General features: G+C 69.8%; 21 protein-coding genes. 10 read left to right on the top strand and 11 right to left on the bottom strand.

Translation table 11 applies throughout. From position 1 onward, the window contains the following. Positions 1–29: 29 nt before the first annotated feature. Entirely contained in the window at positions 30–872 is an 843-nt protein-coding gene (coxB, locus tag BM140_RS12030; RefSeq protein ID WP_091946105.1) for a cytochrome c oxidase subunit II, read from the bottom strand. A 279-nt stretch (positions 873–1,151) separates the two neighbouring features. On the opposite strand from coxB, the gene fdhD reads away from it, so the two are divergent. Next, on the top strand, positions 1,152–1,991 hold the full coding sequence (fdhD, locus tag BM140_RS12025) for a formate dehydrogenase accessory sulfurtransferase FdhD (RefSeq protein ID WP_244535399.1): 840 nt from the start codon (positions 1,152–1,154) through the stop codon (positions 1,989–1,991). A gap of 17 nt (positions 1,992–2,008) precedes the next feature. On the opposite strand, the gene BM140_RS12020 is transcribed toward fdhD, so the two are convergent. Next, positions 2,009–3,013 (bottom strand): hypothetical protein, encoded by a 1,005-nt coding sequence (locus tag BM140_RS12020; RefSeq protein ID WP_131803806.1) that lies wholly within the window; start codon positions 3,011–3,013, stop codon positions 2,009–2,011. Positions 3,014–3,613: 600 nt separating this feature from the next. On the opposite strand from BM140_RS12020, the gene gltB reads away from it, so the two are divergent. From gltB to BM140_RS12010, 3 genes are all read left to right on the top strand, one after another. Beyond that, complete coding sequence (gene gltB / locus BM140_RS12015; protein ID WP_091946093.1) at positions 3,614–8,326, top strand: glutamate synthase large subunit; 4,713 nt, start codon at positions 3,614–3,616, stop codon at positions 8,324–8,326. 2 nt (positions 8,327–8,328) lie between these two features. Further along, a complete protein-coding gene (locus BM140_RS25390; protein ID WP_131803805.1) occupies positions 8,329–8,781 on the top strand; it encodes a hypothetical protein in 453 nt (150 codons plus the stop codon). Positions 8,782–8,913: 132 nt separating this feature from the next. Further along, entirely contained in the window at positions 8,914–10,347 is a 1,434-nt protein-coding gene (locus BM140_RS12010; protein WP_091946090.1) for a glutamate synthase subunit beta, read from the top strand. Between the two features lie 158 nt (positions 10,348–10,505). Here the strand turns inward: BM140_RS12010 and BM140_RS12005 are convergent, their stop codons facing one another. The 3 genes from BM140_RS12005 to galE all read right to left on the bottom strand — a co-directional run bounded on the left by BM140_RS12005 (position 10,506) and on the right by galE (position 14,246). Then, the gene (locus tag BM140_RS12005) at positions 10,506–11,966 is read right to left on the bottom strand and encodes an SGNH/GDSL hydrolase family protein (RefSeq protein WP_091946087.1); all 1,461 of its coding nucleotides are present in this window, start codon (positions 11,964–11,966) and stop codon (positions 10,506–10,508) included. Positions 11,967–12,075: 109 nt separating this feature from the next. Next, positions 12,076–13,257 carry a lytic murein transglycosylase gene (locus BM140_RS12000; RefSeq protein ID WP_091946084.1) on the bottom strand — a complete coding sequence of 394 codons (1,182 nt, stop codon included), beginning with the start codon at positions 13,255–13,257 and terminating at the stop codon, positions 12,076–12,078. Continuing rightward, positions 13,254–14,246 (bottom strand): UDP-glucose 4-epimerase GalE, encoded by a 993-nt coding sequence (galE, locus tag BM140_RS11995; RefSeq protein ID WP_091946081.1) that lies wholly within the window; start codon positions 14,244–14,246, stop codon positions 13,254–13,256. The genes BM140_RS12000 and galE overlap by 4 nt, the downstream gene beginning before the upstream one ends. A gap of 174 nt (positions 14,247–14,420) precedes the next feature. Here galE and galU point away from each other — a divergent pair, with 174 nt between their 5' ends. Continuing rightward, complete coding sequence (gene galU / locus BM140_RS11990) at positions 14,421–15,281, top strand: UTP--glucose-1-phosphate uridylyltransferase GalU (RefSeq protein WP_091946078.1); 861 nt, start codon at positions 14,421–14,423, stop codon at positions 15,279–15,281. A gap of 452 nt (positions 15,282–15,733) precedes the next feature. Here the strand turns inward: galU and BM140_RS11985 are convergent, their stop codons facing one another. Then, entirely contained in the window at positions 15,734–16,630 is an 897-nt protein-coding gene (locus BM140_RS11985; RefSeq protein WP_091946076.1) for an N-formylglutamate amidohydrolase, read from the bottom strand. Between the two features lie 204 nt (positions 16,631–16,834). Between BM140_RS11985 and cpdR the strand changes: the two genes are divergently transcribed. The 4 genes from cpdR to BM140_RS11965 all read left to right on the top strand — a co-directional run bounded on the left by cpdR (position 16,835) and on the right by BM140_RS11965 (position 19,097). After that, the gene (gene cpdR, locus BM140_RS11980; protein WP_056242220.1) at positions 16,835–17,194 is read left to right on the top strand and encodes a cell cycle two-component system response regulator CpdR; all 360 of its coding nucleotides are present in this window, start codon (positions 16,835–16,837) and stop codon (positions 17,192–17,194) included. A gap of 251 nt (positions 17,195–17,445) precedes the next feature. Next, on the top strand, positions 17,446–17,703 hold the full coding sequence (gene grxC / locus BM140_RS11975) for a glutaredoxin 3 (RefSeq protein WP_091946073.1): 258 nt from the start codon (positions 17,446–17,448) through the stop codon (positions 17,701–17,703). Then, positions 17,700–18,536, top strand: coding sequence for a carbon-nitrogen hydrolase family protein (locus tag BM140_RS11970; RefSeq protein ID WP_091946071.1), 837 nt, complete (start codon positions 17,700–17,702; stop codon positions 18,534–18,536). Before grxC ends, BM140_RS11970 begins: the two co-directional genes overlap by 4 nt. Before the next feature lie 60 nt (positions 18,537–18,596). Continuing rightward, positions 18,597–19,097: a DUF1178 family protein gene (locus BM140_RS11965; protein ID WP_091946067.1), complete on the top strand. Its 501-nt coding sequence runs from the start codon at positions 18,597–18,599 to the stop codon at positions 19,095–19,097. Positions 19,098–19,140: 43 nt separating this feature from the next. On the opposite strand, the gene BM140_RS11960 is transcribed toward BM140_RS11965, so the two are convergent. From BM140_RS11960 to fabZ, 5 genes are read right to left on the bottom strand one after another with little or no spacing between them, the layout of a single operon-like run. Then, on the bottom strand, positions 19,141–19,617 hold the full coding sequence (locus BM140_RS11960; RefSeq protein ID WP_091946064.1) for a YaiI/YqxD family protein: 477 nt from the start codon (positions 19,615–19,617) through the stop codon (positions 19,141–19,143). Positions 19,618–19,628: 11 nt separating this feature from the next. After that, positions 19,629–20,792 (bottom strand): lipid-A-disaccharide synthase, encoded by a 1,164-nt coding sequence (lpxB, locus tag BM140_RS11955; RefSeq protein ID WP_091946061.1) that lies wholly within the window; start codon positions 20,790–20,792, stop codon positions 19,629–19,631. Further along, entirely contained in the window at positions 20,789–21,634 is an 846-nt protein-coding gene (locus BM140_RS11950; protein ID WP_091946058.1) for an LpxI family protein, read from the bottom strand. Before BM140_RS11950 ends, lpxB begins: the two co-directional genes overlap by 4 nt. Positions 21,635–21,638: 4 nt before the next feature. After that, positions 21,639–22,457, bottom strand: coding sequence for an acyl-ACP--UDP-N-acetylglucosamine O-acyltransferase (gene lpxA, locus BM140_RS11945; protein ID WP_425287058.1), 819 nt, complete (start codon positions 22,455–22,457; stop codon positions 21,639–21,641). A 5-nt stretch (positions 22,458–22,462) separates the two neighbouring features. Then, positions 22,463–22,936: a 3-hydroxyacyl-ACP dehydratase FabZ gene (fabZ, locus tag BM140_RS11940; protein ID WP_091946052.1), complete on the bottom strand. Its 474-nt coding sequence runs from the start codon at positions 22,934–22,936 to the stop codon at positions 22,463–22,465. 410 nt (positions 22,937–23,346) lie between these two features. Between fabZ and BM140_RS11935 the strand changes: the two genes are divergently transcribed. Beyond that, the gene (locus BM140_RS11935; protein ID WP_091946049.1) at positions 23,347–24,618 is read left to right on the top strand and encodes a hypothetical protein; all 1,272 of its coding nucleotides are present in this window, start codon (positions 23,347–23,349) and stop codon (positions 24,616–24,618) included. The last annotated feature ends 18 nt before the right edge of the window (positions 24,619–24,636 follow it).

The following is a 24,636-nucleotide window of genomic DNA, read 5'->3' as shown; positions in this document are numbered from 1 at the left end:
GGGGCAGGGACCCCGGCCCGACGAAAGCGTCAGCGGGCGTCCGCGAGGCGCGAGCCGTTGTCGATGGCGGCGAACTTGGTCTTCGCCTCGGTGAGCCACTCGGCGTAGGCCTGCTCGGAGACCACGCGCACGGTGATCGGCATGTAGGCGTGGCGGGCGCCGCACAGCTCGGAGCACTGGCCGTGATAGGTGCCCTCGCGGTCGGCCTTGAACCACCACTGGTTCAGACGGCCGGGGATCGCGTCGATCTTGCCGCCGAAGGACGGGATCGCCCAGGAATGGATCACGTCGCCGGAGGTGACCTGCACCTTCACGATCTTGCCGACCGGCACGACCATGTCGTTGTCGGTGGCCAGCAGCTTGGGCTGCTTGTCCTCGTCGACGTTGGCGTCGAAGGTGAAGCCGCCCTTGTCACCCTCGGACGTCGGGTACTCGTAGGACCAGTACCACGCGTGGCCGATCACCTTGACCAGCACGTCGGCCTTCGGGTCGGAGAGCTGGGTGCGCAGCGTCCGGAAGGACGGGATCGCGACGGCGACGAGGATCAGGACCGGGATGATGGTCCAAGCCACCTCGATCATCGTGTTGTGCGTGGTGCGGGACGGCGTCGGGTTCGCCTTCTCGTTGAACTTGAAGATCACGTAGACGATCAGCGCCAGCACGAACAGCGAGATGCCGAACGCGAGCCAGTGCAGCCAGTTCTCGAAGACGTGGAGATCGTGGGCCTCCGCCGTCACCGCGACCTGACGGTCCATCTGCCACGGCTCGGGCTGGCCGATGCCGGCCGCCAGCGCGATGGAAGACGGGACGAGAAGGGCGCCGAGAGCGGCGGCCCCTCTCAGTGACCAATGTTGCGCCTGCGTCTTCCGCATGTTCCCCGCCTGGCTCCCCAAAGTGCCTGTTGAGTTCTTAGCCCTTGAATTCACGAAGCCTGATCGCAAATCCCTCGGGCGGCCCGATCCCGGCGTGCCATGCCGGTTGTTCGGCTTGACCTGGCGCTGCCGGACGGGCGATCGCGACGTAGAACCATACTGATCGTAAAACCGCAACCGCAACGGCGTCGCTTCGCGTCCGTTGGACGCGGGTCAATGGGTCCGGGGTGACATCCGGCGGGATCTGAAGGTGCGGCGATGGGGCAGGGCGGAACGGGCATGGATACGGGCCTCCCCCCCACCTCCGTCCGGGTCGGAACGCTGGTCGTGGCCTACGATTCCCCCGAACCGAGGGCCGATTCGCGGGCGCTCGCCGTCGAGACCCCGGTCAACGTCATCTACGGCAGCGTGCCCTACGCGGTGATGATGCTGACCCCCGGCGACCTCACCGATTTCGCCTACGGCTTCAGCCTGACCGAGGGCGTGGTCGAGACGGCGGACGAAATCCGTGGCGTGTCGGTCGAGGAGGGGGAGGGCGGCCTGCGGCTCCTCGTCGACCTCGCCCCGGGGCGCCTGCGCGAGCATCTGGCCCGCAAACGCGCCATTTCCGGGCGCACCGGCTGCGGCGTCTGCGGCATCGACGACCTGTCCGCCCTGCCCATGGCGAAGACGCGCGAGGATGCGGCTCTCGGCGGGCCGCGCGTCGGCCTGCGGGCGATCCAGGCAGCGCTCGATGCGCTCTTCGACCGTCAGGCGCTCAACCGGGAGACTCGGGCGGTTCACGCCGCCGCCTGGGCCCGGCTCGACGGCACGCTCACGGCCGTGCGCGAGGATGTCGGCCGCCACAATGCGTTGGATAAGTTGATCGGCGCGCTGATGCGAGAGGGCGTGCGGCCGGACGATGGGTTTCTCGTCATCACCAGCCGCTGCTCGTTCGAGATGGCGGAGAAAGCCGCCGTGCTCGGCGCCTCGGTGCTGGTGGCGATCTCGGCGCCGACCTCGCTCGCCATCGAGCGGGCGCGCTGCCACGGCCTGACCCTGTGCGCCATCGCCCGCTCCGACACCCTCACGGTCTTTTCCGGCCGCGAGCGCCTCGTGCTGGCGGGCGAAGAGGGCTGAGCCCTCCCGGCCGCGCTTCAGTTCGCCCCGGCCTCGTTGCTGCCGCCGGGGACGATCGTCGCGCCGCCGATCACCCGGACGGGTTTGCGGTCGGCGGGTGGATCCTGCCACGAACGGTCCTTCGGCGCGGGCGCCAGCGCCGGGCTGGATTCGGCGGTCTTGACCGGAGGGGTGGGCTCGGCCGGCTCCGCGCTTTTGGCGGGAGCGGTGTCCACAGGCGTCCGATCCGCCTTGGCCGTCGGCGTCTCCCGGGGCGCGGCGGCCTCGGCCGGTCGCAGGCTCGGCGCCGGGGCGGCCGGGGCGGTGCGGGCGACCGGAGGCCTGGCCGCCGGAGCGACCTTCGCCGTCTTGCGCGCGGCGTCCGGACGGGCGGCGTCGGGGTTGAGGCCGTAGGGGTTGGCCTCGGGGGCGATCTGCGGAGCGATGCCCGCATCCGCGGCATTCGCTTGTTGGCGCGGCAGCGAGGGCCGCGACGGGGCGCGCTCGGTCCGGACGCGTCCCTCGCCGAGGGCGGGACCGCGATAGGTGGGGGCGGGCGCCGCGGAGGGGATGTCGGCGGGCGGCACCAACGCCTCGGCCTCGCGGATGCGGCGGGAGCGGCCGTCCTCCTCGGTCCAGCCGTAGCCCGGCGCGACCGGGCGCGGGCGGATCGCGGTGGGATAGTAGGCCTCGCCGACGACCTCGCGGCCGATCACGGCACCGTCGCGGGCATCGACCACGAGCCGCAGCCGCGCGCCGCGCGGGCCGGTGGCGTCGACCACATAGGCGCGCCCGTCGAAGCGGGGGCGGCCGACCTCGGTGAAGCCGCGATCCTGAAGGCTGTAGGCCACCGCCCGCGGGGAGAGCGCCGGCTCGGCCCGGTAGACCGCCCGCGGCGCGCCGTAGACCTCCTCCGGGCCGTAGCCCCAGGAGTAACCTTGGGCGGCCGCGCCTTGCAGGCCCGCGCCGAGAAGGAGGGCGGCGACGCCGACACGGCGCAGCATCGTCACGGCACGACCGGAGACGGGACGGCTCGGAGCCATGCGGACCTCGCGAGATCGAAGCTGAACAAACGGATATCCGGGAGCCCGCTGTTGGCCGCGGGTCTCCCGGCGTCACGGGCGGTCGCGCTTCCCCGCATTCCCTCCGTGCCGGCGCGCAAGGTTGAAGCCTTCGAATGGGGCGAGATTGCGAAGCGGCGAATCCGGCGCTCGGTGATGCCGGCTCGTCAGCCCGCGCCCGAGGGTCGCGTCGGGCGAATTGGGGGCATGCTCCGGCGCGCGGTTGAAAGGCGCGCGGCTGCGGCTCCGCGCCCCTTGCTGGAAGGCCTAAAATCTGGCAACGTCCCCTATAGGACAGCAACACTGTCCCATTTGTCGCGCTGGCCGCCGGGCGAGCTTTGGGGATTCCTCACGTGATCGACGTGACGTCCGAACGAGCTGACAAACCGGCGACCGTCAAGGCGATCCGGGCGAGCGACGGCTGAGCGAAGCCGGACGCTGCAGCCCGCGGGTCTCGCGGGCGATTCCGGCAGGAAGACCCCGACAGGATCCGATCGGCTAAAGAAGTGCGCGGCCCGGGCACCGTTGGTGTTCGGGCACGAAACATGCTCGCATGCGGGCAGGGTCGGAGATTGGCGGACGATGAGCGGAATTTCGTCTGAACTGTCGGTCGCGGGGCACGAGGCTCCGGCTCCGTCGCGGGCCGGTCCCGCGCCGCTGATCGTGCGCGATCCCGCCCTGCCGACGGCGCAGGGTGCCTACGATCCGGCCCAGGAGCGCGATGCCTGCGGCGTCGGCTTCGTCGCCGACATGCACGACCGGCGCAGCCACGCCATCGTCCAGCAGGGTCTCAAGATCCTGGAGAACATCGACCATCGCGGGGCGGTCGGCGCCGACCCGACCATGGGCGACGGCTGCGGCATCCTCACCCAGATCCCCCACGGCTTCTTCGCCGAGGAATGCTCGCGCCTCGGCTTCGAACTGCCGCCCGCGGGCGGCTACGCCATCGGCCAGTTCTTCATGCCGCAGGCGCAGGACGCCCGCGCGATCATCGAGGAGATCGTCGAGAAGACGCTGGCCGACGAGGGCCTGCCGCTGCTCGGCTGGCGTGACGTTCCGGTCGACTCGACCGATCTCGGCAAGGCCGTGAAGGAGACCGAGCCGCATCACCGCCAGCTCTTCATCGGCTGCCCGGCCAGCCTCACCGATCAGGACGCCTTCGAGCGGCGCGTCTACATCGCCCGCAAGGTGATCTCGGGGAAGGTCTACGGCCACGACGACAAGCGGCTGATGGAGTTCTACCCCGTCTCGGTGTCGAGCCGGACCGTGGTCTACAAGGGCATGGTGCTCGTGCACCAGCTCGGCCACTACTATCTCGACCTGAAGGACCCGCGCTTCGTCTCGGCGCTGGCCCTCGTCCACCAGCGCTTCGCCACCAACACCTTCCCGACCTGGCGCCTGTCGCACCCCTACCGGATGGTCGCGCATAACGGCGAGATCAACACGCTGCGCGGCAACGTGAACTGGATGGCCGCGCGCCAGGCGAGCGTCGATTCGGAGCTGTTCGGCAACGACATCTCGAAGATCTGGCCGATCTCCTACGAGGGCCAGTCCGACACCGCCTGCTTCGACAACGCGCTCGAATTCCTCGTGGCCGGCGGCTACTCGCTGGCGCACGCGATGATGATGCTCATCCCCGAGGCCTGGGCGGGCAACCCGCTCATGAGCGAGGAGCGGCGCGCCTTCTACGAGTACCACGCCGCCCTGATGGAGCCGTGGGACGGCCCGGCCGCGGTCGCCTTCACCGACGGCCGCCAGATCGGCGCGACGCTCGACCGCAACGGCCTGCGTCCGGCCCGCTACATCGTCACCGACGACGGCCTCGTCGTGCTCGCCTCCGAGATGGGCGTGCTGCCGATCCCGGACGAGAAGATCGTCCAGTCCTGGCGCCTCCAGCCGGGCCGGATGCTGCTGATCGACCTCGAGAAGGGCCGCATCGTCTCCGACGAGGAGATCAAGGGCGAGCTGGCCGGCGCGCACCCCTACGCCGAGTGGGTGAAGAACACCCAGATCGTGCTGGAGGAGCTGCACCCGATCCAGCCGCGGGCCTCGCGCACCGACGTGTCCCTGCTCGATCGCCAGCAGGCCTTCGGCTACACCCAGGAAGACCTCAAGCTGCTCATGGCCCCGATGGCCGTGACCGGCCAGGAGGCGGTCGGCTCCATGGGCTCGGACACGCCGCTCTCGGCGCTCTCCGACAAGCCGAAGCTCCTCTACACCTACTTCAAGCAGAACTTCGCGCAGGTCACCAACCCGCCGATCGACCCGATCCGCGAGGAGGCCGTGATGAGCCTCGTCTCGTTCATCGGCCCGCGCCCGAACCTGCTCGACATGGAGGGCGCCTCCCGGCGCAAGCGCCTGGAGGTCCGTCAGCCCATCCTCACGAACGGCGACCTCGAGAAGATCCGCTCGATCTCGCATTTCGAGGACCGCTTCGACACCCGCACCCTCGACATCACCTACGCGGCCGAGTCCGGCGCGGCGGCGATGGAGGGCGCGCTCGATCGCCTGTGCGACCGGGCCGAGGTCGCCGTGCGGGGCGGCTACAACATCATCATCCTGTCGGACCGCATGGTCGGGCCGGACCGCATCCCGATCCCGGCCCTGCTGGCGACCGCGGCGGTCCACAACTACCTGATCCGCAAGGGTCTTCGCACCTCGGTCGGCCTCGTGGTCGAGTCGGGCGAGCCGCGCGAGGTGCATCACTTCGCCTGCCTCGCCGGCTACGGCGCGGAAGCCGTGAACCCCTACCTCGCCTTCGAGACGCTGATCGCGATGAAGGGCGAGTTCCCGCCGGACCTGACCGACGACGAGATCGTCTACCGCTACATCAAGTCGATCGATAAGGGCCTGCTCAAGGTCATGTCCAAGATGGGCATCTCGACCTACCAGTCTTATTGCGGCGCGCAAATCTTCGACGCGATCGGTCTTAACGCCGACTTCGTGGCGCGGGACTTCTTCGGCACCGCCACTACCATCGGCGGCATTGGCATGGCCGAGGTCGCCCGCGAGACGGCGGAGCGCCACCGCGACGCCTTCGGCGACGCCCCGATCTACCGCAACGCGCTCGATGTCGGCGGCGAGTACGCTTATCGCCTGCGCGGCGAGACCCACACCTGGACGCCCGACACCGTGGCGACGCTGCAGCACGCGGTGCGCCTCGGCGCGGCCGAGCGCTACCGCGAATACGCCCGGCTGGTGAACGAGCAGGAGAACCACCTCAAGACCTTGCGCGGCCTGTTCCGGATCAAGACCGCCGCCGATCTCGGCCGCGCGCCGGTCGACATTTCGGCGGTCGAGCCGGCGGTCGAGATCGTCAAGCGGTTCGCCACCGGCGCCATGTCCTACGGCTCGATCTCGAAGGAGGCGCATGAGACGCTGGCCATCGCCATGAACTCGTTCGGTGGTCGCTCGAACTCGGGCGAGGGCGGCGAGGAGCCGCGCCGGTTCATCACCGGTCCGGACGGGCGCTCGCGCCGCTCGGCGATCAAGCAGGTGGCCTCGGGCCGCTTCGGCGTGACGACCGAGTACCTCGTCAACGGCGACATGATCCAGATCAAGGTGGCTCAGGGAGCGAAGCCCGGCGAGGGCGGCCAGCTGCCCGGCCACAAGGTCGATGCCAAGATCGCCAAGGTCCGCTACGCCACGCCGGGCGTCGGCCTGATCTCGCCGCCGCCGCACCACGACATCTACTCGATCGAGGATCTGGCCCAGCTCATCTTCGACCTGAAGAACGTGAACCCGGCCGCCGACATCTCGGTCAAGCTCGTCTCCGAGGTCGGCGTCGGCACGGTCGCCGCGGGCGTTGCCAAGGCACGCGCCGACCACATCACGATCTCCGGCTTCGACGGCGGCACCGGTGCCGCCCCGCTGACCTCGATCAAGCATGCGGGTGGCCCGTGGGAAACGGGTCTGGCCGAGACGCAGCAGACGCTGGTGCTCAACGGCCTGCGCGGTCGCGTGGCGCTCCAGGCCGACGGCGGCATCCGTACCGGCAAGGACGTGATGATCGCGGTGCTGCTCGGCGCCGACCAGATCGGCTTCTCGACCGCGCCCCTGATCGCGGCCGGCTGCATCATGATGCGCAAGTGTCATCTCAACACCTGCCCCGTGGGTGTCGCCACCCAGGACCCGGTGCTGCGCAAGCGCTTCAAGGGAACGCCGGAGCACGTCGTCAACTACTTCTTCTTCGTGGCCGAAGAGCTGCGGGAGCTGATGGCGGCGATGGGCTTCACGAAGCTCGAAGACCTGATCGGCCGCTCCGATCTCCTCGACAAGCGCGAGGCGATCGAGCACTGGAAGGCGCGCGGCTTGGACTTCTCCAAGCTGTTCCACCGTCCCGAGGTCGGTCCTGAGGTGGCGATCCGCCATGTTGAGACGCAGAACCACCCGATCGACACGGTGCTGGACCGCCGCCTGATCGCGGGGGCCGAGACGGCGCTGGCGACGGGCGAGGCGGTGACGCTGACCGACGTGATCCGCAACTCGGACCGCGCGGCGGGCGCCATGCTCTCGGGCGCGGTCGCCAAGGCGCACGGCCATGACGGGCTGCCCGACGACACCATTGTGGTGAAGCTCTCCGGCACCGCCGGCCAGAGCTTCGGCGCGTGGCTCGCCGCGGGCGTGACCTTCGATCTGACCGGTCACGGCAACGACTATGTCGGCAAGGGCCTGTCGGGCGGCAAGCTGATCATCCGTCCGAGCGACGCGCTGAAGGCGCCCCCCGCCCGCACGATCATGGCCGGTAACACCGTGCTCTACGGCGCCATCGCGGGCGAGTGCTACATACGGGGCGCGGCCGGCGAGCGCTTCGCCGTGCGCAACTCCGGCGCCATCGCGGTGGTCGAGGGCATGGGCGACCATGGCTGCGAGTACATGACCGGCGGCGTCGTCGTCTCCATCGGCGTCACCGGCCGCAACTTCGCGGCGGGCATGTCCGGTGGGCTGGCCTACGTGCTCGACGAGGACGGCTCGTTCCGCGACCGCTGCAACCTGTCGATGGTCGATCTGGAGCCCGTCGAGGAGGAGGACGACATCATGCGTCGCTTCCACCAGGACGGCGACCTGGAGACCAAGGGCCGGGTCGACATCCTCGCCGATATGTCGGGCCACGACGAGGAGCGGCTCAGCCAACTCCTCACCAACCACCTCAAGTACACCGGCTCGCCGAAGGCCAAGCAGATCCTCGACGACTGGGCGGGCTTCCGCACCAAGTTCGTCAAGGTGATGCCGGTCGAGTACCGCCGGGCGCTGCGCGAGATGGAGATGGCGCGGATGCCGGCGGCGGCGGAGTAGAAATGGACCCCCGACTCCAGCGTGCTCGCACGCATCGAGCAACCCAAGTAGCCTTCCTATTTTTGAGTGGTCTGCTTCTTGATATGTCGAGCGCCGCTGCGTGTCGGGGTTACCGCTATTGGCCCCTCAATGAGCAAGACGACCGGCTAAAACCATCCGATGTCGTGGTGAGAGCCAAATATATTTCACACGTTGCGACAGACAGCAAATATCGGGCCATTATGGGAAGCAATATTGATTATAAATACAATATATTAATTATAGAAGTTATTGGGGGCGATAAGAATTCGAGCCTCAGCTCAAGCCAGGAGCTAGCCGTTGCTAATCAAGGAGAGGTTTGTGAATTTTTTCGTCCGTGGTCGTTTGAGGGCCAAATCAAAGACGACCATTTGGCGATAAAAACGCTTGTTTTGAGGAATGATGTCAATGGCTGGCGGATTGCCGGCGGTGAATAATTTTTACATATCATTATCATGCAAAAAAATATCAGCGGGATGAGTTTATGACCCGCAGCTTCAATGATGCCGGCAGTCGGTGAGCTAGGGCGAAGAGTCTCTCTGTGAGGGACTGAGAAGAGAGACGGGCAGATGGGCAAGGTCACGGGCTTTCTCGAATACGACCGGCAGGAGCAGAAGTATCAGCTCGCCGCCGACCGCGTGCGGCACTTCCGCGAGTTCACGCTGCCGCTCGACGAGCACGACCTGTCGAAGCAGGCGGCGCGCTGCATGGATTGCGGCATCCCGTTCTGCCACGGGCCGACCGGCTGCCCGGTCCACAACCAGATCCCGGACTGGAACGACCTCGTGTTCCAGTCGGACTGGCAGGAGGCCGCGCGCAACCTCCACTCCACCAACAACTTCCCGGAATTTACCGGCCGCATCTGCCCGGCTCCCTGCGAGGAAGCCTGCACGCTCAACCTCGAGAACCAGCCGGTCGCGATCAAGACGATCGAGCAGGCCATCGCCGACCGCGCCTGGAACATGGGCTGGGTCAAGCCCGAGCCGTCGGAGACCCGCACCGGCAAGCGCGTGGCGGTGATCGGATCCGGCCCCGCCGGCATGGCGGCGGCGCAGCAGCTCGCCCGCGTCGGCCATGACGTGCATGTCTACGAGCGCGAGCCGAAGGCCGGCGGCTTGCTGCGCTACGGCATTCCCGACTTCAAGATGGAGAAGCGCCACATCGACCGGCGCGTGAAGCAGATGGAAGCCGAGGGCGTCGTCTTCCATTACAAGGCGAATATCGGCGTCAACGTGCCCCTCGAAGAGCTGACGGCCAAGTTCGACGCCGTTCTGTTCTGCGGCGGCGCCGAGGACCCGCGCAACCCGCAGCTGCCGGGCCAGGAGCTCGACGGCGTCCACTACGCCATGCCCTATCTCGTGCAGTCGAACCGCCGGGTCGGCGCCGAGCCGATGCCGGGCAACGGCGAGCTGCCGATCCTCGCCGCCGGCAAGAATGTCGTGGTCATCGGCGGCGGCGACACGGCCTCCGACTGCGTCGGCACGGCCTTCCGCCAGGGCGCGCTTTCGGTGACGCAGCTCGACATCCGCCCGCGCCCGCCGGAGCGCGAGGACAAGCTGACGGTGTGGCCGTACTGGCCGACCAAGATGCGCACCTCGTCGAGCCAGGCGGAGGGCGCCGAGCGCGAGTTCCAGGCCGCGACCCTGCGGCTGGAAGGCAACCGCAAGGGCCAGCTCACCGGCGTGGTCTGCGCCCGCGTGGACGAGAAGCGCCAGCCCGTCGAAGGCTCGGAGTTCGTGCTGCCCGCCGACCTCGTCTTCATGGCGATCGGCTTCGCCGGCTCGATCCGGAAGGGTCTCGTCGAGGAATCGGGCGTCGCCCTGGACAAGCGCGGCAACGTCGTTGCCGACGACCAGAGCTATCTGACCTCGAAGGACAAGATCTACGTCGCGGGCGACATGCGCCGCGGCCAGTCGCTGGTGGTCTGGGCGATCCGCGAAGGCCGCCAAGCCGCCCGCTCCATCGACGAGGCGCTGATGGGCTCGACGGTGCTGCCGCGCTGAGAGCAGCGTTCTGGCAGAGGATCGGGGCCGTCGCTGCGAAGCGGCGGCCCTTTCTTTTTGCGCGGTCCGGGCGCGAGATGCGTAGGCGACTCAGCTTCCGCCCACTCCGTCGTCGCGCGGCTGAGCCCGAGGCGATCAACGTCTCCGCGTCGGTGACCTCACCCCGGCGGCCACCGGAAATCGTCCGCCCGGCCCGGCTGGGGCAGGGGGGCGGCGCCGCGCTGGAGGCTGCGCTCGCGGGTGCCGGTGGCGTCGCCCTCGGAGGGGCGGCCGGTCAAGAGTGTGCCACCGGGGGCGATCTCGGCCCGACCGAGGGGCATCACGGGGCCGGCGGCCGGCTTGACGGGGAGGGTCGGGATGCCGGGTGGCTCGGGCAGGCTCGGCAGCATCGCGGTGATCTTGCGGTCGATGGCGGCCGTGTCGTCGAGGCCAGGGGCGCCGGGGGCCGGTGCAGCGTCGGTGGGGTTGGTCGAGGCGACCGGGGCCGTGGGCTGCTCGGCGGGCTGGCCGCCGCGGGCGCCCATCAGGCGCTTCAGTTCCACATCGGCGAAGTGGGCGACCTTGCGGGCGCCCGCGCTGGTGAAGTGGATGCCGTCGGCCGTGCGCAGCCGCGCCTCCTGGCCCTCGACGTCGGGGCCGGTGGCGGTGAAGCGGTTGCGGCCGTCGACGAAGCCCTGCCAGATGTCGACATAGGTCTGGCCGGCCTTCTGCACCCGCTCGCGCACGAGGTCGTTGATGCTGCCGTAGTCGCGGGTGAGGCTGTCGCTGCGCACCGGCGGCAGGCCGACCCAGATCAGCGGCACCTTGGCATCGATGAAGGGCTTGATCGCCGCATCGACGCGGGCGGCGTAGAGTTCGCGCCAGCGGTCGGACAGGGCCTCTACGCTCTGGTCGCCGTCGCGGATGGCCTGACGGTCGTTCACGCCGATCATCATCAGGGCGTAGGACAATTTGGGATTGGCCTTGAGGAAGTCCTCGGCGCTCTTCGCCCAATCGACCACGTCCTTGCGCACGAGGCCGCTGTCGCCCTTGGAGCGATCGATCACCGCGACGTCGGCGCTGTCGGAAAAGGCCTCGTCGACGCCCTTGCCGAGATAGCTCGCCAGCGAGTCGCCGAACACCGCGACCTGTGTGGTCGCGGCCGCCTTGGGCACGGCGGGCTTGGGGCTCTGCGCCACGGCGGGCGGCGGGCTCGGGCGGCGGCGGGCGCGGGCGGCGGCGCGCTCCTCGTCGGGACGGCTCGCCGCCGCGGGCGGGCGCGGGCGCGAGGGGCGGGCATAGCCCGGCTGGGGCGCGGCGCCCCCCGGGGCGGATTGGGGCGGCGGCTGAGGGGCCGGCTGGCTGCGCGGCTGGTCTTCCCACGGCCAGTAGAACGAGCGCGATTCCTGCTGCGGCGGCGGCACGTAGCGGCGGGGCTGGGGACGGGCATAGCCGTCTTCGCGGTAGCCCCCGCGTGGCCGGCGCGGGGCGTAATACGGATCTTGCGGCGGCGCGTCGTAGGTGTCGCCCCACTGCGCCCGGGCGGGCGCGGGTCCGGAGAGGCCGGCGGCGAAGGCGAGAAGGCCGAGGATCGCGGCGGCGCAGGGCAGCGCGGAGCGATCATTCGGGCGGCGGTTCATCCTAAACCTCGGGTCGATGATGCGCGGGCCGGACGCCGTCCGCTCCCGTCGCAAGGGATCAGGATAGCGCGGGAAGGCGCCCGCGTCGAAGCCCCCCGATACTTCACGCTCAGCGCCCCCCCTCCAGCCGCTCCAACAGGGCCGGACGGGCATAGCCGTCGGCGGGCAGACCCTCGCGGATCTGGTAGCGACGCACGGCCTCGCGCAACTTCGGCCCGGCCCGACCGTCCTGATCGCCGTCATAGAAGCCCTTGCGGGCGAGCCCCGCCTGAAGCCGCTTGAGGCCCGGCCCGTCGAGGCGGGCGGCCCCGTTCGGCCAGGGGGCTGCGAGTGCGGGAGCGCCCGCCAGCCGGTCGGCGAGGTGGCCGACCGCCAGCGCGTAGGAATCGCTGGTGTTGTAGCCGCGGATCGCCTCGAAATTCTCGGTGATGAGGAAGACCGGGGCGCCGAGGCCTCCGGGCAGGAACAGGCTCGCCTCGCCGGTTCTGGGCAGCGGCTGGCCGTCGGTGCGGCGCAGGCCGCGGGCGGCGAAGTCGGCAATCGGGCCGCGGTAGCGCGTCAGGTCGAAATCCTTCGGCAGGGTGACCTCGTAGCCCCAGGAGAGCGCCGGATTCCAGCCGAGCGAGCGCAGGTAATGGGCGATGGAGGCGAGCGCGTCGGCCTCCGAGCGCCAGATGTCGCGCCGCCCGTCGCCGTCGAAATCCACCGCCTCACGCAGGTAGACCGAGGGCAGGAACTGCACCTGCCCCATGGCGCCGGCCCAGGAGCCGACCATCCGCGCCGGCTCGACGTCGCCGTTCTCGAGGATCTGGAGGGCGGCGAGCAGTTCGTCGCGAAACAGCCGGCCGCGATGCCCGGCATAGGCGAGGCTCGCCAGCGAGCGCACGACCGACAGGTTGCCCGCACTTGCGCCGAAATCCGACTCGACGCCCCAGAAGGCGAGCACGACGGCGCGCGGCACGCCGGTCTTCGCCTCGATCGCCGCGAGCGTCGCCGAGAGGCGTGCGGCTTGTGCCTTGCCCTTGGCGATCCGCGCGCTCGAGACCGCGCCGACGAGGTAGTCCCAGGTCGGGCGGCTGAACTCGCTCTGGCGGCGGGTGCGGGCGATCACCTCCGGATCGGGCGCCGTGATGCCGGCAAACGCCGCTTCGAAGGTCTTCTGGGAGACACCCCGCGCCTTGGCCTCCGGGCGCAGCAAGGCGACGAAGTCGGAAAAGTCGCCCTCCTGCGCTCGCGCCGGACCGGCGGCGACGAGGACGATGGCGAGGAGGGCGGCGAGGCGCCGCCTCATCGGCGGTTCCGCTTGGCCAGGGCGTCTTCCCAGGCCAAAGCCTGGGCCACGATGGCGTCGAGGTCGTCGTGCTTCGGGGTCCAGCCGAGTTCCGCGCGGATGCGGTCGGCGCCCGCCACGATCTGGGCCGGGTCGCCGGGGCGGCGCGGGGACAGCCGCACCTCGAAATCGCGGCCGGAGACGCGCTTGACCACCTCGATCACTTCCAGAACCGAGTAGCCGCGGCCGTAGCCGCAATTGAGGGTCAGGCTGTCGCCGCCGCCGCGCAGGTGGTTCAGCGCCACCATGTGGGCCTCGGCGAGGTCGGTGACCTGAATGTAGTCGCGCAGGCACGAGCCGTCGGGGGTCGGATAATCGGTGCCGTAGACGTCGAGATGCGTGCGCTGGCCCAGGGCCGCCTGCGTCGCGACCTTGATCAGATGCGTGGCGTTGGGCGTCGATTGGCCGGTGCGCCCGCGCGGGTCGGCGCCCGCGACGTTGAAGTAGCGCAGCACGACGTAAGAGAAGCCGTGGGCCTTGGCCGCGTCGGCCAGCATCCACTCGCTCATCAGCTTGGAACGGCCGTAGGGGTTGATCGGGTTGGTCGCGAGGGTCTCCGGCACCGGCACGGTCTCGGGCTCGCCGTAGACGGCCGCCGTCGAGGAGAAGATGAAGTGCTTCACCCCGGTGCGCGCCGCGGTCTCGATCAGCGCACGGGTCTTGACCGTGTTGGCGAGGTAGTAGCCGAGCGGGTCGGACACCGAATCCGGCACCACGATCTTGGCGGCGAAATGGGCAATGGCGTCGATCCGGTGGCGCAGGATCGTCTCGGTGACGAGCGCCTGATCCGACACGTCGCCGACGACGAGGCGCACCTCCGGCGGGAGCGCCCAATCGAAGCCGGTGGAGAGGTCGTCGAGCACGACCACCTCCTCGTGCCCGGCATCGACCAGCGCCAGCACCATGTGGCTGCCGATATAACCCGCGCCCCCGGTGACCAGAACGGCCATGGATTTTCCCCTCGCTCGATTGGGCCGAATGGTACCGGCCAAAGTTTCAGACGCGATTAATCGCGAAAAGCGCGCCAGGACGGGCCAAGCGGGGCTGTTGCTGGCGCGCGGCGTGCTATTTCATCCTGACCGCTCAAGGTTGCCCCGCTCCCTACCATCCACGGGTCCCGCCAGATGAAACCGATACGCAAGGCCGTCCTCCCCGTCGCCGGCCTCGGCACGCGCTTCCTGCCGGCCACCAAGGCGGTGCCCAAGGAGATGCTCACCGTGGTCGACCGCCCGGTCGTCCAGCACGTGGTGGACGAGGCCCGCGAGGCCGGCATCGAACATTTCATCTTCGTGACCGGCCGCGGCAAGGCCGTGATCGAGGATCATTTCGACATCGCGTTCGAACTCGACCACACCCTGCAGGAGCGCGGCAAGACCGCGGCCTACGAGGAACTCAAGAAGGACCTGCCCAAGGCGGGCCAGACCAGCTTCACCCGCCAGCAGGCCCCGCTCGGCCTCGGCCACGCGGTCTGGTGCGCCCGCGAGATCGTCGGCGACGAGCCGTTCGCGGTGCTGCTGCCGGACATGCTGAGCCGCGGCTGCATGGCCCAGATGCTCAAGGCCTACGAGCAGCACGGCGGCAACGTCATCGCCGTCGAGGAGGTCAAGCCCGAGGAGACCCATCAATACGGCATCGTCGCCGTCGGCGAGACCTTCGGCCAGACCTTCGAGATCACCGGCATGGTCGAGAAGCCCAAACAGGGCACCGCGCCGTCGAACTTCATCATCTCCGGCCGCTACATCCTCCAGCCCGAGATTTTCTCGATCCTGGAGCGCGGCGACAAGGGGGCCGGCGGCGAGATCCAGCTCACCGACGCGATGATCCGCCTCTCGGAGCAGCAGAAGTTCTACGGCATGCGCTTCGACGGGCGCACCTACGACACCGGCTCGAAGATCGGTTTCCTCACCGCCAACCTCGCCTACGGCCTGGAGCGGCCCGAGCTCGCCGAGGCCCTCAAAGCCGAGATCCGTGCCCTGCTCGGTTAGGCCGGGGCCCTGACGGTTCGAGGCGGATTTTCGAAAAACCTCGACAAGCGAGGAACTTGAAGGGCCATCCGGGATGCCGCCGCCCGGACGGGCCTTCGTTTGCAGCGGGTTCCATGCAACAGCGCGTCTGAGGCATGCGCACGGCGCAGATGGAAACGTTCCCACCGGCCTTGCATTTGGTGCACCGCGATGCGAATTGTGCATTGCGAGATCGCGATGGCGTCGCGGTCCCGCAGCCCTTCTTGGGCGTTTCCTCCCTAGACTTCGGGCCGCCCTCCATCGGGGCGGCCTTTTTTTGTTTCGGGATCCGGTTTGTTCTGCGGTCGTTCCCGGGCCGCGCAGCGGAAACCTGAATCCACCCGTGACGCGCGGCTTGGGAAACGTCACGGCCGGTCGTCGATTGCGGGTTCGGTTGTCAGCGCCCCGGCAGGGCGGCGGCGCAATCAAACGTTCTACTCGGCGGCGATCCCAAGCGGTGTCGTATCGACCGTTTCGGCCGCGACTTCGGCGATCACCTGGGCAAGATGCTGAGCCAACGGGCCGAAGCCCGCGGTGAGGGCGAGCGACTGCTCGTTCATGTAGAGCGCCCGGTTGATCTCGATCTGCAGCGCGTGCCGCCCGAGCCCCGGCTCGCCGTAATGCTCGGTGATGAAGCCGCCGGCATAGGGCTTGTTGCGCACCACCCGGTAGCCGAACGCCCGCAGGCGCATCTCGACGCCTTCGGTGAGGCCCGGGGCGCAGCTCGTCCCGAACCGGTCGCCCAGCACGAAATCGGCCTGCGCACTCTCCTCCCGCCCGAGGCTGGAGGACGGCATCGAGTGGCAATCGATCAGGATCGCCTTGCCGAAGGTCCGCGCCGTGCGCTGGATCAGGCCGCGTAGGGTCCGGTGATACGGCTTGTAGAGCGTCTCGATCCGCGTCACCGCCTCCTCGACGGGCAGCCGCTCGCGGTAGATCTCCTGCCCGTCGGCGACGATGCGTGGCACCGTGCCGAGCCCCCCGGCGACCCGCATGGAGCGGGTGTTGGCGTAGGAGGGCAGGCGCCCGGTGAACATGCGCGGGTCGAGTTCGTAGGGCTCGCGGTTCAGGTCGAGATAGGCGCGGGGAAAATGCGCCCGCATCAGGGGCGCGCCGAGACCGACCACGGACGCGAACAGCCGGTCGACATGGGCATCCTCCGAGCGGCGCAGGGTCAGCGCGTCGAGCCGGGAGGCGGCGAGGAAGGCCGGCGGATAATGCGCGCCCGAATGCGGCGCGTTGAACACGAAGGGAACGGCGTGCGTGGCGGGCTCGTCCACGACGAAGGGCGGGTCGAACGTCTCGTTTCCGTCGGCGGGGGAGAGGCTCATCGCGTGGCGGGCGCCGATCTGTGGCGGACGGGGGACATTTCGCCACTTTGCGGCGGCGGGGCCGGGCTGTCTACTGCATCGCGCCGGGCTGCCGACGGTCCGGCGAGCGGCCTGGCGTTAACCACGACCTTAACCCCGTGTTTACCATGCCGCCGCTTTATGGAATGAACACCCCAGGGCGTAGAGGCATCGGGACGTCGTGCGATGAAGATCCTGCTGGCGGAAGACGACAACGACATGCGGCGGTTCCTGGCCAAGGCGTTGCAGAACGCCGGCTACGACGTGCTGTCGTTCGACAACGGTCTCTCCGCTTACAACCGCCTGCGCGAGGAGCCGTTCGAGCTCCTGCTCACCGACATCGTCATGCCGGAGATGGACGGCATCGAGCTGGCGCGCCGCGCCACCGAGCTCGATCCCGACATCAAGGTGATGTTCATCACGGGCTTCGCCGCCGTGGCGCTGAATCCGGATTCGAAGGCGCCCAAGGACGCAAAGGTCCTTTCCAAGCCCTTCCACCTGCGCGAACTCGTCAACGAGGTCGAGAAGCTGCTCGCTGCGGCTTGAGGCGCGGCAGGCTGAACGTCCGCCGACGGAACCCGCCGGAAGACCCGTGCCGTATGGCCGGGCGCGAAGAGCGCCCCGCGCAGCGGGCCTCGGCGAAAGCGGAGGCCGTCCGGCGACGCGAGAAGCCTGAGGTCGCGGACGCCGGCGCTTGAGGGCAAGGCAAAAACAGCGGGAGCGACCGCTCTCGCTGTAGGAAGATCGGCCCCTCTCGCCTATATCGGCTGCTCCTCCCGTCGGGCGTACGAACGACCATGCAGCCGGTCACCCTCTACACCACGGCCTGGTGTCCCTATTGCTCGGCGGCCAAGAGCCTGCTGCGCGACAAGGGCGTGGCCTTCACCGAGATCGACGTCGAGAAGACGGCAGGCGCGCGGGCCGCGATGGTCCAGCGGGCCGGCGGGCGCACCAGCGTGCCGCAGATCTTCGTCGGCGACCGCCATGTCGGCGGCTGCGACGACCTCTACGCCCTCGACCGGGCGGGCGGGCTCGATCCGCTGCTGGCCGCATGAGCGACGCGTCGAAGTTCGTCGCCGCCTGCGTGCAGATGCGCGGCGGGCGCGATCCGGCCGCCAACCGCGCGGCTGCGATCGAGGCCGTTCGCGATGCGGCGCGCGCGGGCGCGGCCTACGTCCAGACGCCGGAGACCACCTCGCTGATCGAGCGCGACCGCGACGCCCTGTTCGCCCATGTCGGCCCGCAGGATTCCGACGCCACCTTGGCCGCCCTGCGCGAGGTTGCCCGGGAAACCGGCATCGTGCTTCAGATCGGCTCCCTGGCGATCCGCGAAGGCGAGAAGATCGCCAACCGGGCGTTCCTGATCGATGCCGAGGGCGCGATCCGCGCCTCCTACGACAAGCTCCACCTCTACGACGTCGATCTGCCCAACGGCGAGAGCTGGCGCGAATCGGCGACCTATTCCGGCGGCGCCTGCGCGGTCGTGGCCGAGACGCCGCTCGCGGCCTTCGGCCTCACCATCTGCTACGATCTGCGCTTCCCCGCCCTCTACCGGGCGCTGGCGGAGGCCGGCGCCACGGTGCTGACGGCGCCCGCCTGCTTCACCCGCCAGACCGGCGAGGCGCACTGGCACGTCCTGCAACGGGCGCGCGCCATCGAGACCGGCTCGTTCATGATCTCGGCGGCCCAGGGCGGGCGGCACGAGGACGGGCGCGAGACCTTCGGACACTCGCTCATCGTCGATCCCTGGGGCCGCATCCTGGCCGAGGCCGAGGGCGATGCGCCCGGCATCATCCTTGCCGAGATCGATCTCGCCCGCGTCGCGGACGCCCGCGCCCGCATCCCCACCCTGGCCCATGCACGCCCCTTCGACGTGCGCCGAGCCTGATCTTTTGTTATCTTTTCCGCCCGCGGTCCGGCTCTGTCCGCGCCCGAGGCCCTCACGAGAATGATCCGCTACACCCTCGTCTGCGATGCCGGCCACAGCTTCGAGAGCTGGTTCCCCTCTGGCTCGGCCTATGACGAGCAGACGGAACGCGGCCTCGTGACCTGCCCGGTCTGCGATTCGGCGAAGGTGAGCAAGGCGCCGATGGCCCCGGCGGTCGCCCGCACCGACCGCGACCGCCGCCCCGCCGCCGAGCCGTCCGCCTCGGCCGGCCTCCCTGCGGTCGCGAATCCGCCTCCCACCGCTCCCGTCGCCGGCCCGATGCCGATGATCGCCGAACCGGAGCGGCGCCTGCGCGCCCTGCTCAAGGCGGTGCGCGAGCACGTGGTCTCGACCGCCGAACATGTCGGCGACCGCTTCGCCGAGGAGGCGCGGGCGATCCATTACGGCGACGCGGAAGGCCGCCCGATCTACGGCGAGGCGACCCCGCACGAGGCGCGGGAACTGGCGGAGGAGGGCATCGAGGTCATGCCCCTGCCGCCGTCCCCCGACGACCGTCACTGAGTTTTTTTCCGAACGCCGCCAGCCCGGCGGCGCGACGAACCGTCTACCGAATCCCGCGCTCGCGCCGAAGCCGCACGATGGCCCGGTCGAGCGCGCCCAGGAACGCGGAGCGGTCGCTCTTCGAGAACGGCTTCGGGCCGCCGGTGATGGCGCCGGCCTCGCGCAACTCCTGCATCAGGTTGCGGGTGGCGAGCGCCATGCCCACGGACGCGTCGGTGAAGGCCTTTCCGGTGGGGCTCAAGGCGACCCCGCCGGCCTTCACGCAGCGGCTCGCCAGCGGCACGTCCGCGGTGATGACCACGGCGCCGGGGCTTGCCCGCTCCGCGATCCAATCGTCGGCGGCGTCGAACGTGTCGCCGACGATCACCCGCTCGATCCAGGGCTCCCGGGGCAGATTGAGGAAGCCGTTCGAGACCACGAACACATGGAGCCCGTAGCGCCCGGCGACGCGAAACACCTCGTCCTTGACCGGGCAGGCATCGGCATCGACGTAGACCCGGATCGGGTCGGGCGCGCTCATATCGGGGGCACTCATGAAGCCCGCCTCGCCGAGAGCACGATGCGGGCCGCCGCCCGGCTCGGCTCCTCGTCGTTTTCGAGCCGCATCATGCCGTCGATGCGGCCGAGCGCATCGAGCTGGGTGCGGCGAGCGGGGCCGCCGGCCATCAGCGGCGCCAGGGTGTCGGCGAGGCGCTCGGGCGTGCACTCGGCCTGCACGAATTCCGGCATGGCGTTCTCGGACAGGATCAGGTTCGGCAGGACGATGGTCGGCACCTGGATCAGGCGCCGCGCGATCACCTCTTCGACCCGCGAGACCTTGTAGGCCACCACCATCGGCACGCCCGACAGAGCCAGTTCGAGGGTGACGGTGCCGGACGCCGCGAGCGCCGCCCGCGCCCGGCGGAAGGTCGCGTGCTTGGCGGCCTCACCGTGAACGATGCGGGGATGCCGATCCCAAGCCACCGCGAGGCGCTCGATCAACGCCTTATGGCGGCTCACCGCCGGCAGCTCGATCTCGAACGGGCCGACGCGCCGGGTCAGTTCCGCGATCGCCCGGCCGAAGACCGGCATCAGCCGCTCGATCTCGGAGCGGCGCGAGCCCGGCAGCACCGCGAGCACCGGCGGCCGGCCCTCCCGGATCGCCTGCTCCTCGGGGGAGGGGCGCAGCTCGGAGAGCCGCTCGATCAGCGGATGACCGACGTAAGAGCAGGGCGGGCCGCCCAGCCGCCGATGCGCCTCCGGCTCGAAGGGCAGGAGGGCGAGCACGTGGTCGATGAAGGGCACCATGCCCTTGGCCCGCCACGGCCGCCACGCCCAGACGCTCGGCGAGACGTAATCGACGATCGGCAGATCGGGCAGGCGCTGGCGCACACGGGTCGCGACGGCGTGGGTGAAGCCGGGGCTGTCGATGATGACGAGCACGTCGGGGCGGCCTGCGACCACGTCGTCCACGGTCTCGCGGATGCGCCGCAGAAGGGTGCGGGCGCGGGCCAGCACCGGCAGGTAGCCCATCACCGCCACGTCATCGATGGGAAACAGCGAGGTGAAGCCCTCCGCCGCCATCGCCTCGCCGCCGACGCCGCCCAGCGTCAGCGGCGCGGGCGAGAGGGCGCGCAGCGCGCGGATCAGCTTGGCGCCGAGCTGGTCGCCGGAATCCTCGCCCGCCACCAGCCAGATCGTTCGGTGGGGGCTCACGGCGCGACCTCCAGGCCGACGAGGAAGAGGCCGGCGGCATCGGCCGCGGCGACGGTCCGATCGACATCGATCACCAGGGTGTAGCCGGCCCCGATGGCGATGCCGGCGCAGCCCGCGGCGGCCGCACGCTGCACCGTGCGCGGGCCGATGGCCGGCAGATCGATGCGCAGGTCCTGGCCGAGCTTGGGCAGCTTCACCAGCACCGTACCCTTCGGCGCGCTGCCGTAGCCGAACGGCTTGCGGCCGAGCGCCCGGGCACGCAGCAGCATCCGGTCGGTGCCCTCGGGGCCTTCGACGGCGATCACCCGCTCGGCGGCGACCACCGCCGCCTGCCCGACATCGAACGGGCTCAGCGCGCCGAGCATGGCGCGGCCGGTGGCGATGGAGAGCGCGGCGTCGCTGTCCGGTGCGTGCGTCCCGAACCGGCCGGGCCGCCCGAGCAGATCCGGGGCGACTTCGTGCACGCCGAGCACCCGGTGGCCGTTCTCTTCGAGCAGCGACAGCACGGCGCGCAGCAGGCGGTCGTCGCCGCCGGCCAGCCCCCGCAGGATGTCGCGGTTCTTCACCGCGTGGGCGGCGTTGAGCAGCGCCGCCGGGCTCGGGCGGGCGACGCCGCCCGCCGGCACCACGGCGTCCGGCGCCCAGTCCTTGAGGATGCGCAGGGTGCCGGGGATGTCGAGAAGATCGACGGTCGCGTCGGCGCGGGCCCGCATCGCCCGCTCGGTGAAGCCGCGCACGGCCAGCACCCGGAACGGCCGGCCCGCCCGCTCCAGGGAGGCGGCTACGAGTTCGGGCAGGCGGCCCGCCCCGGCCACCAACGCGAGCGGCCGGGAGGACGCCACGGGATCAAACCGCCGCGGCGACGGCGCGGGGGGTGCAGATCGAGCGCTTGCCGCCCTCGCGGATGAAGGAGAGGATCTCGTGGATCGCCGGATGGGTGTCGAATTCGGCAGCCACGTCCTCGACCCGCTCCATCAGCGTGCCCTCCTGCGCGAAGAGCAGGCGGTAGGCGCGGCGCAGGGCATGGATGTCCTCGCGGGAGAAGCCGCGGCGCTGCAGGCCGATGATGTTGAGCCCCGAGAGGTAGGCGCGGTTGCCCAGCACCATGCCGTAGGGGATGCAGTCGTTCTCCAGCCCGGAGAGGCCGCCGACGAAGGCGTGGTCGCCGACGCGGGCGAACTGGATCACCGCCGCACCGCCGCCGAGGATCGCGTAGTTGCCCACCGTGCAATGACCGGCGAGCATCACGTTGTTGGAGAAGATCACGTGGTCGCCCACGCGGCAATCGTGGCCGACATGGCTGTTGGCCAGGAAGGCGCAGTGGTTGCCGACCGTGGTCTCCAGGCCGCCGCCCGCGGTGCCGGGATTCATCGTCACGCCCTCGCGGATCAGGCAATCGGCGCCGACCGTGAGCGTCGAGGGCTCGCCGCGATACTTCAGGTCCTGCGGCGGATGGCCGATCGAGGCGAAGGGGTAGATCTTGGTCCGGGCCCCGACCGTGGTGCGGCCGGCGACCACGACGTGGCTGATCAGCTCGCAGCCATCGCCGAGGACGACTTCGGGGCCGACATGGCAGAACGGGCCGATCCGCACGCCCTCGCCGAGGCGGGCACCGTCCTCGATCACGCTGCTGGGGTGGATGCCCGGGTGAAGGCCTTCTTGCACGGCGCTCACTCCGTCACCAGCATGGCGCCGATCTCGGCTTCGGCGACGAGGGTGCCGTCGACACGGGCCTCGCCGCGGAACCACCACATCGTCTTGCGCTGCTTCATCTTGGTCATGTGCAGCCGCACCTGATCGCCGGGGACGACGGGCTTGCGGAACTTGCACTTGTCGATGGTCATGAAGAAGACCTGCTTGGTCTTCAGCTCACCCGCCTTGTCACCGATGAGATGACGGCAGCAGATCGCGCCCGCCGTCTGGGCCATGGCCTCGATCAGGAGCACGCCGGGGAAGACCGGCATGCCGGGGAAGTGCCCGGTGAATTGCGGCTCGTTGGCGGTGACGTTCTTGATACCGATGCAGCTCTCGTCGCGATCGATCTCGATGATCTTGTCGATCATCAGGAACGGGTAGCGGTGGGGCAGCAATTCCAGAACCTTCTGGATATCGGCCGATCCCAGCTCCCGCGGCTCTTCGCTCATCGGTCTCAACGCTCCCCGCTCGACGCACGCGACGCGGCCGTTGCCGCCCCGTTCCGGTGACCCTGTCCGGCTGAATGCGGCCTCTTCGGCAGAAAATCGGGCGGATGCAAGACGTTTGGGCCGATTGCGCAGGGGCGGACGGTCTCGGTGGCGCCGCCGCGGTTCGCTCCACCGCCGAGAGGACCGCTCCGGCCGCGCGCGCCGTCTTCTGCATTCGCGGGGAACGGTCCGTTCGACCCGGTAGTTATCGCAGCCCTCTGGAGCCAACCCCGCGCTTACGGCCAAGCTCTATTCAATGCGAAGCGGGGACGGTGATGCACAAAAATCGTCTCCAATCGTCAAGTTTTTTGGCGAACCGTTTCGACATTTGCCGCGTTTGAAGGCGTCTTTCGAATTTGGAGGTTACGCCGATGAGAACGGTTGCACTTGGTCTTGCGGCCTTGCTGATGAGCACCTCGGTTTACGCTCAAGGTGCGGCCGGTGCGGGCGCGGAGCGCGGCGGCATGAAGGCCGGCGCCGAGCAGGGCGCGTCCTCGGGCGGCATGCAGTCCCGCGGCGGCGAGGGCATGGGTGCCGAGCGCGGCGGCGCCGGCATGAAGGCCGACAAGGCCGAGCGGGGCGGCATGAAGGGCGATATGGCCGGCCGCGAAGCGGGTGGTCGCGGCGGCGACATGGACAAGGCCGAGGGCAAGGGCGGCAAAGCCGACCAGAAGGGCGACATGGCCCGTGGCGAGGCCCGCGGCGAGCGCGGCATGGACGGGCGCGCCGGCCGCGACCGCGACACCGCCGAGCGGGGCGACCGCGGTGAGCGCGGCGAGCGGATGCGCGGCGACCGCAGCGAGCGCTTCAGCGCCCGCGACAGCGACCGCACCCGCGTCAGCAGCCGCACCGACGTGCGCTCGACCACGGTGGACGGCGGCTACCGCCGCGAGGGCCGGTTCGTGTTCATCGGCGGTCAGCGCGTCGTCTACGGCTCGCCCGAGTATCGCCGCCTGATCGTGACCGAGCGCCACACCTCCGGCCCGCGCCGCTACGTGACGATCCGCGGTCAGCGGGTGATCTACGGCTCGCCCGAATACCGTCGTCTCGTCAGCGTCGGGGGCGAAAGCCGCCGCTACGTCACCATCCGCGGCCAGCGGGTGATCTACGGCTCGCCCCAGTACCGCCGTCTGGTCAGCGTCGGCGAGGAGCGCCGCTACGTGACGATCCGCGGCCAGCGCGTCCTCTACGGTTCGCCGGAATACCGTCGCCTCTCCACCACGGTCTCGACCACCGAACGCCGCGGCGGGGCGATCAATGCCGGCTTCAGCGAGAGCCGCTCCAGCCGCACCGATATGCGCAACGCCAGCCGCACCGAGACCCGCGATTCGCAGCGCAACGAGATGCGCGGCGAGCAGGCCCGCAACAAGGGCATGAACGACCGTGGCATGAACGACAAGGACATGCGCGCCGGCAAGGAGGGCAAGGGCATGGAGCGTGACGGCATGCGCAATGCCGGAATGCGCGGCGGCGAGGGCGGCGACAACGTCCGCAACGCCTCCGACAAGGGCGGCGCCGACCGCGGTTCGATGGGCGGCGCCATGCGCGGCGGCGAGGCCGGCGGCATGAAGGGCGGCGCTTCGGGCGGCATGGAATCCGGCCGCGGCGGCGCCGGTGGCCGCGAGGGGGCCGGCGGCCGGTAAGGCTCAGCCTCGAGCCGC

It is taken from the genome of Methylorubrum salsuginis (assembly GCF_900114375.1).
GTDB classification, from domain to species: Bacteria; Pseudomonadota; Alphaproteobacteria; order Rhizobiales; family Beijerinckiaceae; genus Methylobacterium; species Methylobacterium salsuginis.
The sequence above is the reverse complement of the archived record's forward strand: the minus strand, read 5'-3'. Positions and strand labels throughout refer to the sequence as shown.

Excerpts from the sequence above, each read along its gene's own strand:
- BM140_RS12010 (WP_091946090.1), top strand. The coding sequence starts at position 8,914 with ATGGGCAAGGTCACGGGCTTTCTCGAATACGACCGGCAGGAGCAGAAG.
- BM140_RS11960 (WP_091946064.1), bottom strand. The coding sequence starts at position 19,617 with ATGAGCGCGCCCGACCCGATCCGGGTCTACGTCGATGCCGATGCCTGC.
- cpdR (WP_056242220.1), top strand. The coding sequence starts at position 16,835 with ATGAAGATCCTGCTGGCGGAAGACGACAACGACATGCGGCGGTTCCTG.
- BM140_RS11970 (WP_091946071.1), top strand. The coding sequence starts at position 17,700 with ATGAGCGACGCGTCGAAGTTCGTCGCCGCCTGCGTGCAGATGCGCGGC.
- BM140_RS12020 (WP_131803806.1), bottom strand. The coding sequence starts at position 3,013 with ATGGCTCCGAGCCGTCCCGTCTCCGGTCGTGCCGTGACGATGCTGCGC.
- BM140_RS25390 (WP_131803805.1), top strand. The coding sequence starts at position 8,329 with ATGGACCCCCGACTCCAGCGTGCTCGCACGCATCGAGCAACCCAAGTA.
- gltB (WP_091946093.1), top strand. The coding sequence starts at position 3,614 with ATGAGCGGAATTTCGTCTGAACTGTCGGTCGCGGGGCACGAGGCTCCG.
- galE (WP_091946081.1), bottom strand. The coding sequence starts at position 14,246 with ATGGCCGTTCTGGTCACCGGGGGCGCGGGTTATATCGGCAGCCACATG.
- BM140_RS11965 (WP_091946067.1), top strand. The coding sequence starts at position 18,597 with ATGATCCGCTACACCCTCGTCTGCGATGCCGGCCACAGCTTCGAGAGC.
- fdhD (WP_244535399.1), top strand. The coding sequence starts at position 1,152 with ATGGATACGGGCCTCCCCCCCACCTCCGTCCGGGTCGGAACGCTGGTC.
- BM140_RS12000 (WP_091946084.1), bottom strand. The coding sequence starts at position 13,257 with ATGAGGCGGCGCCTCGCCGCCCTCCTCGCCATCGTCCTCGTCGCCGCC.
- BM140_RS11985 (WP_091946076.1), bottom strand. The coding sequence starts at position 16,630 with ATGAGCCTCTCCCCCGCCGACGGAAACGAGACGTTCGACCCGCCCTTC.
- BM140_RS11935 (WP_091946049.1), top strand. The coding sequence starts at position 23,347 with ATGAGAACGGTTGCACTTGGTCTTGCGGCCTTGCTGATGAGCACCTCG.
- fabZ (WP_091946052.1), bottom strand. The coding sequence starts at position 22,936 with ATGAGCGAAGAGCCGCGGGAGCTGGGATCGGCCGATATCCAGAAGGTT.
- galU (WP_091946078.1), top strand. The coding sequence starts at position 14,421 with ATGAAACCGATACGCAAGGCCGTCCTCCCCGTCGCCGGCCTCGGCACG.
- coxB (WP_091946105.1), bottom strand. The coding sequence starts at position 872 with ATGCGGAAGACGCAGGCGCAACATTGGTCACTGAGAGGGGCCGCCGCT.
- grxC (WP_091946073.1), top strand. The coding sequence starts at position 17,446 with ATGCAGCCGGTCACCCTCTACACCACGGCCTGGTGTCCCTATTGCTCG.
- BM140_RS12005 (WP_091946087.1), bottom strand. The coding sequence starts at position 11,966 with ATGAACCGCCGCCCGAATGATCGCTCCGCGCTGCCCTGCGCCGCCGCG.